At 48.5% G+C, this 17773-nt stretch carries 11 protein-coding genes; all 11 read right to left on the bottom strand.

The window, feature by feature from the left end; all coding sequences use genetic code 11:
- Positions 1–6: 6 nt before the first annotated feature.
- Complete coding sequence (cpsG, locus tag ACSBQS_RS03615) at positions 7–1380, bottom strand: phosphomannomutase CpsG (protein WP_047024985.1); 1374 nt, start codon at positions 1378–1380, stop codon at positions 7–9.
- Positions 1381–1394: 14 nt separating this feature from the next.
- Positions 1395–2819: a mannose-1-phosphate guanylyltransferase/mannose-6-phosphate isomerase gene (locus ACSBQS_RS03610; protein WP_047024986.1), complete on the bottom strand. Its 1425-nt coding sequence runs from the start codon at positions 2817–2819 to the stop codon at positions 1395–1397.
- 274 nt (positions 2820–3093) lie between these two features.
- Complete coding sequence (locus tag ACSBQS_RS03605) at positions 3094–4470, bottom strand: TolC family outer membrane protein (protein ID WP_033650617.1); 1377 nt, start codon at positions 4468–4470, stop codon at positions 3094–3096.
- Between the two features lie 2 nt (positions 4471–4472).
- Entirely contained in the window at positions 4473–5804 is a 1332-nt protein-coding gene (locus ACSBQS_RS03600; RefSeq protein ID WP_042784051.1) for an HlyD family type I secretion periplasmic adaptor subunit, read from the bottom strand.
- Positions 5805–5858: 54 nt separating this feature from the next.
- Positions 5859–7625, bottom strand: a complete 1767-nt coding sequence (locus ACSBQS_RS03595) for a type I secretion system permease/ATPase (RefSeq protein WP_033650615.1) — start codon at positions 7623–7625, stop codon at positions 5859–5861.
- Positions 7626–8005: 380 nt separating this feature from the next.
- Positions 8006–11008, bottom strand: coding sequence for a beta strand repeat-containing protein (locus ACSBQS_RS03590; protein ID WP_342163026.1), 3003 nt, complete (start codon positions 11006–11008; stop codon positions 8006–8008).
- 614 nt (positions 11009–11622) lie between these two features.
- Positions 11623–12633 (bottom strand): acyltransferase, encoded by a 1011-nt coding sequence (locus ACSBQS_RS03585; RefSeq protein WP_047024988.1) that lies wholly within the window; start codon positions 12631–12633, stop codon positions 11623–11625.
- An 82-nt stretch (positions 12634–12715) separates the two neighbouring features.
- The gene (gene wcaJ / locus ACSBQS_RS03580; protein WP_047024989.1) at positions 12716–14110 is read right to left on the bottom strand and encodes an undecaprenyl-phosphate glucose phosphotransferase; all 1395 of its coding nucleotides are present in this window, start codon (positions 14108–14110) and stop codon (positions 12716–12718) included.
- A gap of 153 nt (positions 14111–14263) precedes the next feature.
- Positions 14264–15337, bottom strand: a complete 1074-nt coding sequence (locus ACSBQS_RS03575) for a glycosyltransferase (RefSeq protein ID WP_232092649.1) — start codon at positions 15335–15337, stop codon at positions 14264–14266.
- A gap of 36 nt (positions 15338–15373) precedes the next feature.
- Positions 15374–16675 carry a cellulase family glycosylhydrolase gene (locus tag ACSBQS_RS03570; protein WP_047024991.1) on the bottom strand — a complete coding sequence of 434 codons (1302 nt, stop codon included), beginning with the start codon at positions 16673–16675 and terminating at the stop codon, positions 15374–15376.
- A 26-nt stretch (positions 16676–16701) separates the two neighbouring features.
- A complete protein-coding gene (locus ACSBQS_RS03565; protein ID WP_434990858.1) occupies positions 16702–17751 on the bottom strand; it encodes a glycosyltransferase family 4 protein in 1050 nt (349 codons plus the stop codon).
- Positions 17752–17773 lie beyond the last annotated feature (22 nt).

Below are 17773 nucleotides of genomic sequence, written 5' to 3'. Positions count from 1 at the left end.
CAAACATTACGCTCCTGCGGCCAGCAGCGCCAAAATTTCGTCAGTTTTCTCTTGCATCAGCGCAACATCGGCACGCGATTCGACATTAAGACGCACCACCGGTTCCGTATTAGAAGAACGCAGATTGAAACGCCAGCCTGCGAACGCCATGCTGATGCCATCGGTGTAGTCCACCTCATCGGCATGCGGTAAATAGTGTTGTTTAACGCTTTCAATGGACACGGCAGGCTGAGCCAGCTTGATATTGATCTCACCGGAAGACGGGTAGGCGGCAATGCGATCCTGTACCAGTTGTCCCAGCGTTTGTCCCTTCACACTGACCAGCTCAGCGACCAGCAGCCATGGGATCATGCCACTGTCACAATAAGCAAAATCACGGAAATAGTGGTGAGCGCTCATCTCTCCACCATAAATGGCGTCTTCCGCACGCATGCGTTCTTTAATGAAAGCATGGCCGGTTTTCGACATCACAGGTACGCCCCCGGCATCGGTGACCACATCGACGGTGTTCCAACTCAGGCGTGGATCGTGGATGATCTTCGCGCCCGGCTGTTTCTGCAAGAAGGCCTCCGCCAGCAAGCCGACGATATAATAGCCCTCAATGAAATCGCCTTTTTCATCGAACAGGAAGCAGCGATCGAAATCGCCGTCGAACGCAATGCCCATATCAGCGCCATGCTCACGCACCGCATCGGCGGTATCCGCACGACACTCAGGCAGCAATGGGTTGGGAATACCGTTAGGGAAAGAGCCGTCCGGCTGGTGATGCACCTTGATAAACTCCAGCGGCACACCCCGCGCCTTCAATTGCGCCTCAATAGCATCGATCACATGCCCTGCCGCACCGTTGCCCGAGTTGATCACTAGCTTCAATGGCTTGAAGTTGTTCACGTCGACGTAGGACAGAATGTGCTCTACATAAGCCCCTAATACGTCCTGGCGAACATAGCTACCGCGCGTTGCAGCCGGCGCCTGAAACTGATTTTTCTCCGCCAGTTCTTGGATCGCTCGTAATCCGGTATCGCCGCTAATTGGGCGGGATCCTTCACGCACCAACTTCATGCCGTTGTAATCAATAGGGTTATGGCTGGCGGTCACTTCCACGCCACCATCCGTTTTCAAATAAGTCGTGGCAAAATAGATTTCTTCGGTGCCGGTTAAGCCGATGTCGATAACATCGGTACCCGCATCCTGCAAGCCTTTCGCCAACGCCAGCTTCAGGCTTTCACTGGTTAACCGCACATCGCTGCCCAACACGATATTCTTAGGCATCAAAAGCTCGCCGTAGGCGCGTCCGATACGATACGCGATGTCCTCATTCAGCTCTTCGCCCAATTTTCCCCGAATATCGTACGCCTTAAAACACGTTAACTTTTGCATTGCCAAACCCTTTCTCAAACTCTGCCATAGCGATCTTGCAAACGTTCAATATCATCTTCTTCCAGATAGCGTCCCGACCTGACTTCGATCATTTCCAAATCGATTTTTCCCGGATTCTCCAACGTATGGACACTACCCGCGGGAATAAAAGTGGACTGGTTTTCCGACAAGAAGAACGTTTTATCATCAACGCTAACTTTCGCTGTCCCACTCACAACTACCCAATGTTCAGCACGATGGAGATGTCTCTGCACGGAAAGTCCTTCCCCCGGCCGTACAATGATTTTCTTCACCTGAAAGTGCGTACCGCTGTCAATATCGCAAATCTTTCCCCAGGGACGGTAGGCGGTGGAGTGCTGGCGAAAATGATGAAGATTACGCTTTTTAAGCTCATCGACGACTTTCTTAACATCCTGCACTTTGTCTTTGTGAGCAATCAGCAGCGCATCATTGGTATTAACCACGATAAGGTTTTCCAATCCAATGGTCGCGACCAACGCAGATTCAGACAAAATGTAGTTGTCACTGGAGTCGATCGAGATAACCTCACCCACGTTGACATTGCCCAACGGGTCTTTTTCAGACACCTCCCACAATGAGGACCAAGAGCCGACGTCGCTCCATCCCGCATCAATAGGGATCACAACAGCATCATGTGTCTTTTCCATCACCGCATAATCGATGGAGTCACTTGGGCAATGCTTGAAGATGTCTTGTTCAACCCGGATAAAATTCATGTCGCGTTGGCTTTTAGCCACAGACTGCTGAGTTGTGCTGAAGATATCGGGGCTGAACTGCCGCAATTCCTGCAAGAACTTGGCAGTCTTAAACATAAACATACCGCTGTTCCAGCTATACTCACCGCTGGCGAGGTATTCTCTTGCCTTTTCCAGACGAGGTTTTTCTACAAATGAATCAACTTTGAAACACGTATTGGACAGGTGACCACCACGTTTGATATAGCCGTATCCTGTTTCCGGATGCTCTGGAATGATACCAAACGTGACCAGATGGTTGTTATCTGCAAACGGCACAGCAGTCTGAATCGCCGCATGAAAATTATCCACTTTAGTGATCAAATGATCGGCGGCCAGCACCAAAAGTATGCTGTCTTCGTCTTCTTCAGCTGCAAGATGAGCGGCTAGCGCCACTGCCGGCGCGGTATTACGCCCCACGGGCTCTAAAATAATATTGGTCGCTAATTGTCCAATTTCACGTAATTGCTCCGCAACCAGAAAACGGTGTTCCTCGTTGCAGATGACCAGAGGCGCGGTAACATCAATACCGACCAGGCCGAACAAGCGCTGTAACGTCTGTTGCAGCAAGCTCATACCACTGTCATCAATAGACAAAAACTGTTTAGGGAACGATTCTCGCGACATCGGCCACAGACGACTCCCAGTACCGCCGGCCATAACCACAGGAATTAGTTTGGACATTATCTACCCTTTACTCAGCCATCTTTCCTAAACGAAGACGCCACAGTTCACTGACATCATCATTCTAAAACTCATACGATCGTCAACCAATCGCTACGTTTTGCTAAAAGTATAAATTCCTCTAACCTACCGCCCTTTACAGGAATTATGTTCAGAAATAAACCCGGCGAGTAAAAACACAGGAGGAACAACCAGTCGATAACATAACGTATTAACGAAAAAAAGAGCAGCTTAACGCTGCTCTTTCAGATTAATGCTTATAGTGGAATAACCTCTAGCGATTACGGGCAAAATACTGCGCGACGCGCAGCACATCCTTCTCGTCCAAGGTGCCGGAATCGCTCAACAGGGTAATCCAAGACTTGATATAGGTGTATTTGGCGGAGGCCAAGTCACGCTGGGCGCTGTAGAGCTGCTGTTCGGCGTTGAGCACATCAACGTTGACGCGCTGCCCCGCCAACACGCTCTGCCGGGTCGCCGTCACCTGCGTAGTCGCCGACTTCACCGCCAATTCGTAGGCCGCCAGTTTGGCACGACTGCTGATGCACAGATTGAACTGCTTGCGCAGATCGTTCAGCGTCGTGCCGACTTGCGTGTCCATTTCGGCCATCGCCTGGCCGTAGCGCGCCGCGGCCTGCCGGGTGGAGGCCGCCACGCCGCCGCCGGAGTAAATCGGCAGGCTCACCTGCACGCCGATGCTGTCGGTACGATATTTCTGGTTAACCGTGTTATCGCTGCTGGAGTCGTTTTCCGAATGCGAAGCGTAAAGTTGCACGTTCGGCATAAAGCCGGCGCGGTTTCTCTCCACTTCGTATTTCGCCGCATCGACGCCATGGCGCGAGGCGGCCAGCACTGGGTTGTTTTCCAGGGCGATCTTTTGCCACTCTTCAAACTTCGACGGGATCAGGGGCGCCACCTTGAATTGCCCTGGCCGTAAGCTCTGCAGCTCATCCAATTGATTCAACGGCACGCCGATGATCACCTCCAGCTCACGCTGCGCAGCGTCCAGCGCGTCGCGCGCTTCTATCACCTGCGCCTCTGCCAGGCTGTAGCGCGCCTGCGTTTCGGAGACGTCGGTCAGGGTCCCCTCACCCGCGCTCATCAGACGATCGTTCAACGCCAACTGTTCTTTATAGGCTGCTTTCTGCGCCTCGGCCAAGGCGATTTGATCTTTGGCATAGGCCACTTCGACATACGCGCTGATCACCCTCACCGCCAGATCGAGCAGTTTGCCGCGATAGCGCTCATCCGACATCATCGTCTGCGCCACGCCGCCTTTATAACGCGCATAGGCCTCATAATCGAACAGCGGCTGCGTCAGCGTCACCGAGCTGGAGTAGCTGCGGTACTGCTGGCGCCGCGTCGCTTCCGTTATGTTGCCAAAGAAGTCGCTTTGCGGATATTTCTGGGTTTGCCAGTTACGCGGCGAATTCTGGTAATTCAGCGATACCTTCGGCAGCAGCCCCGCCCTGCCGATGTTTTCGTTTTCATCCCCCGCTTCTTTCTCTTTTATAGCCGCCCGGAAGGTCGGGTCCTTTTCTAATGCCAGCGAATATGCGTCTAAAATCCCTATCGAATAAACCGGCGCAGACATCGCAAACAAAAGGGTGCCGATAACCAGACCGGCAGCCTGTCGTTTTGAATGAATCAAAATTATTCCTCGGTTAATGAAGTATGAGCGCGATCCAAAATAGGTTTAAACAGATAGCTCAGCAGCGAGCGCGACCCCGTTTTCACGAACACCTCCACCGGCATCCCCGGCTTGATGTCCTCGCCACTGAGCATTTTCATGCCTTCCGGCGAGACCGTGACCTGCATCTGGTAGTAGGGTTCGCCATTGGTTTTGTCGACCAGACGGTCGGCGGAAACCAACGTGACCGTTCCCGGAATTTTCGGGGTTTTGTTTTGGTTGAAGGCGGTAAACATCAGATCCACCGGCAACCCGTTGTACACCTTATCGATCAGGTCGACTTTGAGGCGAGAATCCACCACCAAAGTCGCCTGGCTGGGCACAACGTCCATCAGGTGGTCACCCGCTCCCACGACGCCCCCCTGAGTGAAGATATTCAATCCGACCACGGTGCCGTCCACCGGTGAGGTGATGGCGGTGTTGCCCAGATCGAAATCGGCCATTTGCAGCTTGTTGCGGAACTCGCTGGCGTCCATTTGGGTTTGCGCCAGCTGCGTTCTGACCTCACGCTGATAATCAGCAAAGCGCTGATCGATGCGTTGCTGAGATTCCTGCAGTTGCTTTTGCAATTGGCCAATCCGCCCGACGGTTTCGTCGATACTGCTGTTCACCTCGGCGAACTGGCGTTGAATTTCCAGGTAGCGGTTGCGCGGCAGGTATCCATCCGCGGCCAACTGCTTCATGCTGTTCATCTGTTCACGCAAACTGGAAAGCTGGATCTGTTTATTGGCACGCGAATCCTGCAGGCCTTTCAACTGGAAGCGGATCCCGTCCATCGACTGCTTATAGCCGTCGATTTCACTTTGCAGCCCCTGGCGGCGGGAAGCGAACAGCTGCGTTTGCAGCGCAATAATCTCCGCGACGCGCGGCTGATCCTTGATCTTGGCGAAGATCGGGGAAAACGTGACATTGCCCAGCCCGTCCCGTTCAGCAAGCAGGCGCCCTTCGGTAGCCAAGGTGGTGTAGTACTGATCGCGCAGCGAATCGACCTGCGCTTGTGCCTGCACCTGGCTCAGTTGCACCAGCACCTCGCCGGCTTTCACCTTATCGCCGTCTTTCACCGCGATATTTTTGATGATGCCACTGGCCGGAGCCTGCACCGTTTTACGATTGCCGGAAACGGTTACCGAGCCCGGCGACGCCACCCCTTTATCCAGAGGCGCAAACGCCGCCCAGGCCAAGAAGCCGAACACGCCCACTCCCAGCGCCAACCACCCCAGGCGGGTATAACGACGCTCATCCAACGGGATCTGTTCTGAGTACGAGTCATGCGGCTCGCCAATATGCGTAGACATACCAACTCCTTTGACTGCCGGCGACGCAACGGCGCCGCCAGGCGAGTTCACGGCTTAATTAGTTTGAGTTTTAGGGATATCGCCTTCATCCGGCTCGGAGTTCACCGCACGCACCGCCTGCGGAGGCACCTGCGCTTTTTGCGCATTCGCCAGGGCCTGCAATACCTGCTGCGTTGGGCCAAATGCATTGACGTTCCCGTTAACCAGCAGCAACAGCTTGTTGGTCATCGCCAGCAGATTGGTGCGGTGAGTAATCAGGATCACCGTTTTATTGCGCTGTTTAAGGAACGTAATGGCCTGGTTCAACGCCCGCTCACCGGCATCGTCCAGATTGGAGTTGGGTTCATCCAGCACGATAAGAGACGGATCGCCATACAGCGCACGCGCCAAACCGATACGCTGTTTCTGGCCGCCGGAAAGCCCGGCGCCACCGCTGCCGATCACCGAATCATAGCCATTGGGGAAGCGCAGAATCAGCTCATGCACGCCGGCCAACTTGGCGGCCTCAATCACTTTCTCCGAGTCCAGCTCGTTGAAGCGGGCGATGTTCTCCGCGATGCTGCCGGCGAACAGTTCAATATCCTGCGGCAGATAACCGATATAGGGCCCCAACTCGTCCTTGTTCCACTGGTAGATGTCGGCATTGTCCAGTCGCACGATGCCTTCACTGACCGGCCAGATGCCGACCAATAGACGCGCCAGCGTCGATTTGCCGGAGGCGCTTGGCCCAATAATCCCCAGCACGTCTCCCGGCTGAACGGCGAAACTGACGTTATGCAATACCGCGCTCCCCTTCGAGCCCGGCGGCGTAGCGGTAACCCCTTCAACGGAAACCACCCCTTCCGGACGCGGCAACGACATGCCGGTACCGCGAGGCGGATGCTGTTCCAGCAGGCGCACCAGACGCTGATAAGCCAGCTTGGCGGAGCTCCAGCTTTTCCATACGTTAATCACTTGCTCGATCGGCGCCAGCGTGCGCCCCATCAAGATGGAACCGGCGATCATCATGCCCGGCGTGATGTGCCCATCGATCGCCAGCCAGCCCCCCAGCCCCAAAACCAGCGACTGGAGCGACAAACGCACAAACTTGGTGATCGATGTCACCCGCGATGCCCTCTCGCTGGCGATACGCTGACTATTCAGGAAGCGCTGGTGTAAACCGAACCAGCGTCCCTTCAGGTTAGGCAGCATCCCCAGTGCTTCGATCACTTCGGCATTGCGCAAATTCGTGCTGGCCAGATTGCCTGACATGATTGAAAGCCGGCTGGCATCCGCCAGCGGCTTCTTCGACACCACTTCGTTGATCACCGCCAGGGCGATCAACAGCAAGGAGCCCACCAGGGCGAACAACCCCAACCAAGGGTTAAACAGGAAAATCACCAGCAGATAGATGGGGAACCAGGGCGCATCGAAGAAGGCAAACAGCGCACTACCGGTCAGGAATTGGCGCACGTTGGTCAGATCGCTCAGCATCTGGCCGGCATCGGACGAGCCGTTCTTTAAATTCGCCTCGTAAGCCGCCGTATAAATGCGCGTATTGAGGCGCATGTCCAGCTGGCTGCCGATGCGGATCACCACCATGCTGCGTACGTATTCCAGCAAGGACATCATGCCGAACATCCCCAGCATGATCAGCGTCAGCATTAACAGCGTGATTTCATTGCGCGAAGGCAGCACCCGGTCGTAAACCTGGAGCATGTAAATGGAAGGAACCAGCATTAACAGGTTAATAAACGCAGTAAATATACCAACGGTCCAGAAGACTTTGCTGCGTGTACGTATAACATCCGCAATTTCGTTGCGCGGGATAAATTGATTCACGTTCTGCCCTTACATCATGTGCACTGTCAGTCCAATCCGCATTGACCCCCTCCCTAAAGAAATTCCTAAAAAAAGAATTATCCCGAGAAGGCTCACCCCAAAGAAATGCCCGAGACTGCAGATACTTTCGTTAACTATAGGTAGAGAAAGTGAAAACCGGCAAGGTGGGTCATAAAAAAAAGCCGGTCAACGCGCCTGACAAAAGCCCAAAAAAAACAATGCGATATGAGAAAATAAAAGCAGGGAGGGAAGAGAACGAAATGGAATAACTTAGAGAGGATGACGCCGCTCACAAAATTAAACATGCGGGGGATTACGCCCCCGCATTATTTAACCCCAAATAGTTCCACATGGAATTATTTGTTATTGCAACTTTACCCTTAGGCGTAGTGCAGAGTATCCACCAATTGCTGGTGGTTCTGGCCAGTCAGGTAAATGACCGTATCGTTGGCATCCAGCGTGTGGTTATTGTTATTGTCAATAATCACATAGGAGTCAGCATTGTTACCTGTCCCGCTGAACACCACAGAGGCCACACCCACTTTCCCGGTCAGCGAGTTTGGATTGCTCAGCCCCAGGATGCCGCCCAACAGGCCGACGACGCCGGTGGTCAGACCGCCAACCAACGATCCCAACAGCGCATCCAGCGTATCTGCAGCGCGAGTACCGTAGTCTGATACCGCAGTGCCGGTATTGGACAAGGTCAGGCCGGAAGCGGTATCGACGATCTTGTCTTTCGCGGTGCTGAAGTCGGTGATGGTGACCCCCGCCTGCGAGTTACTGGATTTCAGATCGTAAGTATTCGCTCCGTTACCGCCAGTCAGCGTGGTGTTACCCAGCACGTTGAAGCTGTCAGTCGTCGACGTCCCTTCCACCGTCAATTGGTAACCGTTCAGACCCAGCGTGTTCAGCAGCGGAGTCAGCAGCGCCGTAGTAGCCGCACTCAACGGCAAGGCTTTCAGCAGTTGCACGATAATACCGTCACCGGTACCCGCATGGCTTGAATCCAGGTTCAAACCACCGGTATTGGCAGAGGCATTGATGTCGCGCACGTTGCTGTAGCCCGCGCCCACGGTCAGGTTCAACGCATGGTCGCCGGTCACGTTGATATTCTGAACCTGCGCGTTGGTGCCTGCCAGAGACAGAATATTGCTGAACGCACCGGTCCCGCCGGAAGCCACGTTCACCGTCGTCAATGCCGTCCCCAACAGAACGCTGCTGCTGCTGTTCAGGCTGATGGCGCCAGCATTCACGTTGGCAGAGCTCACCGCATCAAAGTTGATGTTGAAGTGATCGGTAGCATTCTGCACGAAGGTGAAGTTCAGCGTACTGGCGGAGGTCGCGTCCCCTTTCACTTCCAGCTGCGCGGCGTTGCCGCCGGCGGCGTTGATGACGTTGACGTTAGCCAGGCCGGAGATCACAAACCCTTGCGCACCCAGGTTGGTCGCCGCCGCGTTCTGGGTGACAGTGCCCCCCGTGGTGCCTTCCACCGTGGACGTGCCGTTGGTCAGGCCAAAGTCGAAGGTGTTGGTCGGTGTTGTGACGGTAGTGGTAGTCGGTGAACCAACCAGCGGTGTCGTAATCAGCGTACCGACAGACTTGCCGATATAGCCGGTCAGATCAATCTGCTCGAAGTTCGAGAAGTTGTTGGCGTTACTGGTTACGGTGCTGGTACGAACGCCCAAGGCGTTCTGGTTGGTCACCACGGTTTTGGTGATGAAGTTGGCGGAGATGGAGTCCGTCCCTGCGCCACCGTCAGCCTTGACGGTATTGGCGACGGTGTTCGCCGCGCCGGCGACGGCGTTACCCGCCCAGTGCAGGCTGTCGTTGCCGGCGCCGAGGTTAAACTGCGCGGTACCTGTCGCGATGTTTGCCGTCGAAGTGACGACCACGTTATCTGCGCCGGAGCTGGCATTCAGGATCACGTTGCCGTTATTGACCGTTACCGCAACCCCTGGGTTAACGCCGTTATCAGACAGGTTAACCGTAGCCGCGCTGGTGCCGTTGATGGTCAGGTTGGCTAAGTGATCGGCGAACTTCAGGTTGACCGTCGCGGCAGCACCGGCATTAAGCACGGCCGTAGTCAACACCGCTGTCTCCGCATTACTCAGTACATGACTGGTTCCCGTATTCACGATACCTGTCGCGTTGCCGCCTGCAGCAGTAACAGAAAGATTAGCAACCGTTTTATACAGCAAACTTGAACCGATATCGAATTCAAAGGCATGCTGCTGCGTTACCGTGGTGGCATCCGTCGCCACGGAATTACGCAAGTCGTTAATAATTGCTTGCGTAATCACACCGCGGTCAGAACTCAGCGCACTGTAGTTGGCAATCTGAGCCGCCGTGGCGGCAACCCCATGCACAGCCGTAAAGACGCTCTGAATGTAAGAATCGTTGGTCATCCCAGCAACTTTTTTAACGAATTCGGTGGAATTCAGTAGCGATGAAATCAGCGAGCTATAAGAGGTGCCGGAAGCCAGCGCCTTGCTCCAGGTATCGAGCGCACTGGAGTCAATCAGACGATCAGGAATGGCCAGGTAGATTGCAGAGGTTTGCTCCTGATACGACAACGCAGGCAATTTCCCGACTGCGTAAACCGTCGTCCCAGCCTGGAAATGTTGCTGCGCAACCAAATCGCCGGCAGCCACAGTACCTTTCAGCGTATTGATGATGTTAAGCACAACCTGAGCGCGGCTGGTCCCCCCACTCAGTTCGGCTAAATAAGTAGCACTTTCCGCTGAGGTTGGCGCACGTTCATAACCGAACTGGAACAAACGAGCAACAAAATCCGCGTCGCTCAGGCTGGAGATGTAGCTTCGATCACTGATGCTAACCTGGGCAGCCGTCAATGCGCTCAACGAACCATTATTAATATGCGAACCCCAGTAGTTAATGGCATTTGCATCCTTGGTCGTCCCCAGCACCTGGCAGATGGCCAGATAATCGGCTGCACCGGTGCCTGAGGCGGCCGCGGTGATAACCGACGGGAATAGCGCTCCCTTGACCGTATTATCAAATGCACTTGCTTGCGTCACCGTCGTTGCGTCGCTGCCTGTATAGTTCAGCAAATCGCTGACGATAGAGTTGATCATTTGCGGGACGGTCTGCCCCGACCCCAGCAGTGTAGAAAGCTGTGCCGGCGTTGGTGCCAAACCGTGAACGTTGGTGTAAATTGTTTGGATGATTTCGCTGGTCGTTTTACCGGCAAATCTGGCCTGACCATCGGCGCCGTTGAGTAAGCTATTTGCAAAGGCATCAGCAGTCAGAGTATTGGTCATGAACTGCTGACCGTAATAGTCCAAAGCCGAAGCCACTGCGCTCTTACCCAAAATCGCGTATGTGATTGATGCTACTTTATATTGCGCTGCTAGAGAAGCCATACATAAACTCCAAATTATTATATAAATAACATGGGAACACCCCGCGAATTCAAAAAGAAAGCGGGAAATGTTATTAAAAGCTTAAATTTCAAACGCTAAACAAAGAATTTTCGCCAACCCCACCCTTACGTCGGTTACTGGTAAAAATAAGTAAAGTACCCATACACAATTTAATCAAGGCGCTAGGATAATTTTTATATCGAAACGTATCAGCATGACAAAATAGACCACACAAAAAGAACAGGTAAGGCCAGTCATTGCTAAAAAAATAAGAGCTTAGCGACAAAGATAACCATCACGCCGCTATGAAAAATTAAAACTCTTTATTTTCAATCAAATACACACCAGGTGTTTAGTATAAAATATAATAATCACGTACGAAATAGTTATAATCATGAAATAATTAATAATCAAATCAAAATTTAAACATCATAGATTTTAAAGAACATAGGTTAAAGATTGATATGGGATTTTTATTAGAAGGAAAGGAAATTCGAAAGAATCGCGGATCAAATAGGTAGAATTTCAATCGAGATGGATGAGTTTGAGCGGAAAAGAAGGGGTGTGGCGAATGATGAAAACCGGGCCCTTAGACCCGGTCAACACAACAGATATCAGATAGTTCGCTTCAAGAGGGGGAGCTTACTGCAGACAAAAGCGCATCCTAAAGAGAGGAAGAAAACAACGATTGTCGCTAGAGGAATAGTGATCAACGGTAAGTAGGATACCGGTTTCAGACCCAATGCGTTTGAGATATCCAAGAGAATCGGGTGAATCAAGTAAACGCCAAGAGTCAGGTTAGCCACCGTTTTAAGCTGGCTGTCACTGAGAAGTGGTATATTAATTTTCTTTAACAGTTGGAAAGTAGAAATCGACATAATAATCACAGTGATCGATAGATAAGTGTAGGGGTATAGCCCTGGCACATTACCTACGTTGATGGCGCAGTAGTAATACCATAAAGCTGTTACGGCAACCGACACAATGAATAAAAATAACCAGACAAAAGAAGAGAATAGCATCTGATCTTTCAAGAGATAGCCGAGGATAAAGTAGGGAACGTAAGGTATAAACCATACAATGAAAATAGAGCTATTAACCATATCATGTGGATTGCTGAAATACGAATTTAGACAGGACATTGCCAGTAATGCAAAACTTAGCAACCATAGCTCTTTCCGACCAGATGCCGCCACGATCTGTCTGATAAAAGGCGTTACAAAATAGAGACCCAAAATCATAAAGAGGAACCACATATGAAAATAGGGTTTTCCCGATAACAAAGCAAAAAAAATCTCCTGAATAGATTTAGATTCACCTTTTAACAAATTTCTTAAAAAATCCCAAAGCATGTAGAAAAGTGACCAAAACACGAGAGGAAAAAGTATTCGGGATGCGCGTTTTTTATAGAAGAGACCTAAAGGCTCTGCTTTCTCTGGTGAAAGCAAAAGAGCACCTGAAATCATCACAAAGACCGGGACACACCAGCGAACCAGGGAATCGTAGAGATTAGCATACCACCAATCGTTTGAACCAAGCTCACTCCACATTACGACACGCGATGATACATGCAATAAAACAACAGCAAGTATGGCAATAACCCTTGCATTATTGAACCAACGCATTCTTATGTCTCTCCATTAAAAACTATCCAAACACAAAAATTGCAAATCAGATATAAATAAGGCCGCTAATGCGGCCATTTTATTAATAGGCGGATTTATTAACAAAACCTTTGAAGATTGTAAGGAAAATTATCTTTATATCTAACCAAAGAGTCCAGTTATGGATATACTCTAAATCAAACTCAACACGTTTTTCCATTTTTTCCAACGTATCGGTTTCTCCACGCCAGCCGTTTATCTGAGCCCAGCCAGTAATCCCCGGCTTCATTTTGTGCCGCAGCATGTAGCCGCTAATCATCTTTCGATACTGCTCATTATGGACAACCGCATGAGGCCTTGGACCAACAATTGACATATCCCCCTTCAACACGTTGATAAATTGGGGCAACTCATCAAGAGAGGTACGTCGTAAAAAACCGCCTAAGGTTGTAACGCGCGCATCGCCTTTCTTCGCCTGAACGACTTTATCGTCGTTCTCCATTACAACCATAGAGCGAAACTTCCATACTGCAATGCCCTTCCCGTCAATACCGTACCGCTTCTGCTTAAAAATAACGGGTCCTGGTGAACTCAATTTCACAAAAAGGGAGATCAAGATTAATACGGGGGAGATAAAAGCCAAAATAAGAATAGAGAGAATAATATCTTCTAAACGTTTAATGACCTTGTTAACCCCACTCATTGGCGTATCAAAAAGAGAAACGACTGGAACACCATTTATTTCTTCACTGCGAGAATGCAAGAGGTTAAAGGTGAAAATATCCGGGATGAGCATTACGGAGCACGTGGAGTCAGACAACTCAGTCACAACATCCTTAATAAGTTTCTCCTGTGACATGGGTAAAGCGATATATACTCGATCAATTTTCCCTTCCTTTGCATCAGCGATCATTTTCTTCAGATCGCCACATTTATTGATGCTGGAACCGTCAGGCATGGCATTATCATCGTAGATCCCCAATACACGGAACCCCATCCAATGTGCATCTCGCAGCGTTTCTGCCAACCTGATGCCAACAGGGACTGCGCCCATGATAGCCACATTTCGGGTATTAAAACCAAGATTGCGAAGATAACCAATTGCCAAACGAATAATTAACCGTGAGATTATAAACCCTATACCAACAATAACAAACCATCGGGCATACAGAGCCACATCATTATCAGATATACTAATTACAGATAACACACCTAAGGTCAGGAGAACGCTTAACGTCCAGTTTTGCAAGATAACACGTAATTCTACACCAATGCGGACACCTCGCCATGAACGGTAAAAATCCGTTATTCCACCAATCATCTGGAACATGACGATAGAAGTCAAAACAATAATTAAATCTTGCGACTGGAACGTTTCATGAAAGAAAAAACGTGCAATATAAAGACCAGAAAATATAATAAATATATCTGAAAATCTTTGAACCATTGAAGTGACAGAGGCGTTGGATTGCAATGTCCCCCGACGAAAACTCATCATATTCTTTTGCCTTTCCGCGATCATAAGCCAGCTACCTCTAATAATAGTTAAGCTTACTTACCAAGCCATTAACATTAAAAAAAGCATAATATTTTCTGTGCGCATAGACAGTATTAATAAGTACATCTATCTTCGACAGCAACACCAAAATCACTACATCAACTCTTTATATAGTCTGTTAACTTCTTTCAGCATTATCTCTGAAGTAAATTTCCCACTATAATAATTAATACAATTTTGATGCATTGATTTCCAATCACTTTTGGTTTTGGAGTTTAGAATCGACATAATCTCATCAACATTTTCAGTTTCAAACAAAAACCCGGTTCTGCCTTCGTCGACCACCTCAGGTAAAGAGCTGCATCGAGAAGCCACTACAGGTAGACCAAAACTTTGAGCTTCAACCGCAACTAATCCAAAAGACTCCCAACGACTGGGCATTAACAGTAATGTTGAGTTGTTAAAATATGGAACAATCAAATGATAATCAAGCCAACCAAGATAGGAGATCTTCTCATGCGATGGCGGAGATTCATCAGCATGAACAACATCACCAATAGCAGTGATATGCATGCCTGTAGGAAGACGATTGGCAACCTGAAGCAAAACATCAAATCCTTTTTGATAGTCAAACCGACCAACGTAAAGGATTTTAATCTCGTCCCCGTGCACTGTTTCATTCGTCTCGCTATCACTAGCTTTTGGCGCAGGTATGCCGTTATAGACAACCCTGCACTTACTTTCTTTGATTCCCCACCTTATAGCTTCATTCATCTCATAATAGCTTGTACAAACCACTCGGTCAGTTAAGGTAAGTAAAGCGCGTTCAATCAATGAGTACATTTTCTTTTTCTTTTCAGCTACATTCATAATAAAAGAAAATGCGTGGGGGCAATACACAACTTTCGGCTTATACCATAAATAGACAAATGGCAAGACACTGCGGCAAACGACCCCAGCAAATGAACTATGTATATGAATGATCTCTGGGCGATATTTCTTTATAAATCGAATGTAGTTAATAAGCAAGGAGAAAAGGGATTTAACATCTCTTCCAGACCGTTTAAAAAAAAACGCATTCTCATTATCAAACTCGTGTAACTCCTTGCGATGAGCGTCAGGAACCAGGCAATATAATTCTCGCTCTCCAGATCGATCAGATAATAACTGACGCAATACAGTGGCTACACCACCCTTTATTGTTTCTGCAACATGCAGTACTTTCAAAATATCCCCTTCCCTATCAATTTATTTTAATATAGCTTAATTAATCACTGCCGGCTCATTATCAGAGTAAATAATTGTAGGCGTTGATGATGCTTTCGGCGTAGTACTATTTACACTTGGGGCATTTAAGAAATTAACTTTATCGCTATTGTCTTTTGCGCTAAAGCTTTGCATTAGCTTTTGAATGCCACTTTTGTTTTTAGCAGGCTTATCTTCTTTCCAGTAAATAGTAGCGAATTTATTTTCGCCTTTATTCTTCAAGGTAACTATATTTGTACCATCGCTGGATTTTTTAATATCTTGAATAGAATAATTTCTTGTTAGTTGTGTGATTTTTTCAATCGCTGATACCGACTCTTTAGGCGACTCCATGCGAGTAAAGAAGCCAAAATTATGCTCTTTATTATTCGTAGAAGTTCCGTCATCGATAAGATCATACCACCAAACACCTTTAATATAACTCCTGGTTTGTGCCAGGAGAGTATACTTCATCACGTACTGAGCAACTTTATCAGCTCGAAGACCGTCCTTACCACTGTAGGTCGGAAAACCTAACTCTGTAATATACAGCGGTACATTTTTTTTACCGGTTTTTTGCGTGACATGTTTTTCATATGCATCAATGAGTTGTAAATTCCCCTCTGCTGTTATTATGTCACCCGAAGATCCCGAAGGCGTGTATGCATGCAATGAAATACCATCAATATAGTTTAATACGCCAGCATCAATGACCTTGTCAAACCAAGCAACATCTCTGGTAGAAAACGGACTGAATGAGCCGGTTATGATAATTGCATCTGGATTGGCCTTTTTGACCGCTTTTGCAGTCGCAATAACCAATTTTGCATAGACTTCAGGGGGCGGAGGAACGGCCCCTCTCACTTGAATACCTGTTTTATATAACCACTCGTTCCAAATTTCGAAATACTTAACTTTCCCACTAAACCGTTTTGCGGTCCAATAAGCATAGTTGGCAAAGCCCTCAATGGCAGCATCAGTGTTTGGATATCCGTATGAATCATAGTTTTTATTACTATAATCCAGAATTAGAACTGAAGATAAACCATACTTTTCGCCATCATTAAATGCAGTATCGACTTTTTGGAGGTAACTGTTGTTGCTGTATGTTCCTTTTTGTAATTCAACGAGTTGCCAAGGGTAATCCTCACGAAAAGAGGTAAATCCAGCACTCTTTATCTTATCCAGATAGTATCCCGGATCATTAGGATAAGTTCTCACGTGCATACCGATACCCACTTCAAAGCCATTGACTTGGGTTGACAGCAAGGACGAAATCACAAACAAAAAAGTTAGGGCACTACGCCAAGCAATATCCATAGTACATTTCCTATTCTGCGATACGGCTAAGGAATTAACTCATTGATAATTTCGTTAACTTTGCTAGCCGAGGAATACCAAGAAAAGCGTTTAACATTAAGATACCCCTTCTCTCTCAATTCGCTTCGCAAGTTCTCATCATCGATCAACTCTTTCATATGCAATGCTATATCATCGATATTATAGGGATCGAAGTACAAAGCGCTATCCAGCAAAACCTCCGGCATCGAGGCCTTATTCGAGGAAATAACTGGACAACCACAGGCTTGTGCCTCTAATGGAGGGATACCAAAGCCTTCATAATATGAAGGGAATACAAAACCCAATGCTCCTTGATACAATTTTATCAAGGCAGCGTCGTCAACACGCCCCATAAATTCGATATTGTCAACGTGTTCATTAGTTAAATTCATCTCAGAAAAACTGCCGTTTGCAGCACCAATTATTTTTAATGACAAATTCCCATATCCCGCCAATTGCGAAAAAGCAGCAATAGCACCATGGAAATTCTTATGATAGTTTTTTGATGAGACTAAAAGCAGATAGCGTTCTTTTGAACCGTGATCTCTCGAAGGTGTAAACGATGAATTAACAGCATTGCTGACCACAACAATATTATTTGCATTGTAGTTAAATGCTTCACTAATTTCTTTCTTTGAGAATTCACTAACGGTAATCAATTTTTTGCTCGACTTCAGCATCAGCGGGACGAGAGTATTATAGAAAACTCTAAAACTTTTACTGTAACTCTGCGGATAACGCTTATAAATTACATCGTGGTGGGTAACTACTTTGTTAGTATAAAAAATAGGGGCAGTGCTGCACAAATTTATCAGCAACGGCGAACCTTTCTTCTTTAAATACCGAGGTAAATCCACTTGCTCCCAAGCATGCCCCGCTCTATGACCAATAATCTCGACTCCCAATTTTTTCGCAACATCCTCTCGCAAAATCCCAGGAGGAGAAACAAATACCACATCATCTCTGATTGAGCGCAAGCTCAGGGATATTTCCTCTGCAAAACGCTGTACACCTGTCATTTCCTGAGTCAAGAATCGGGCGTTTACATATATCATCATTCACCTTTATATATTCACT

The organism is Serratia sp. H402Y (genome assembly GCF_051172415.1).
Lineage (GTDB): Bacteria > Pseudomonadota > Gammaproteobacteria > Enterobacterales > Enterobacteriaceae > Serratia > Serratia ureilytica.
The sequence above is the reverse complement of the archived record's forward strand: the minus strand, read 5'-3'. Positions and strand labels throughout refer to the sequence as shown.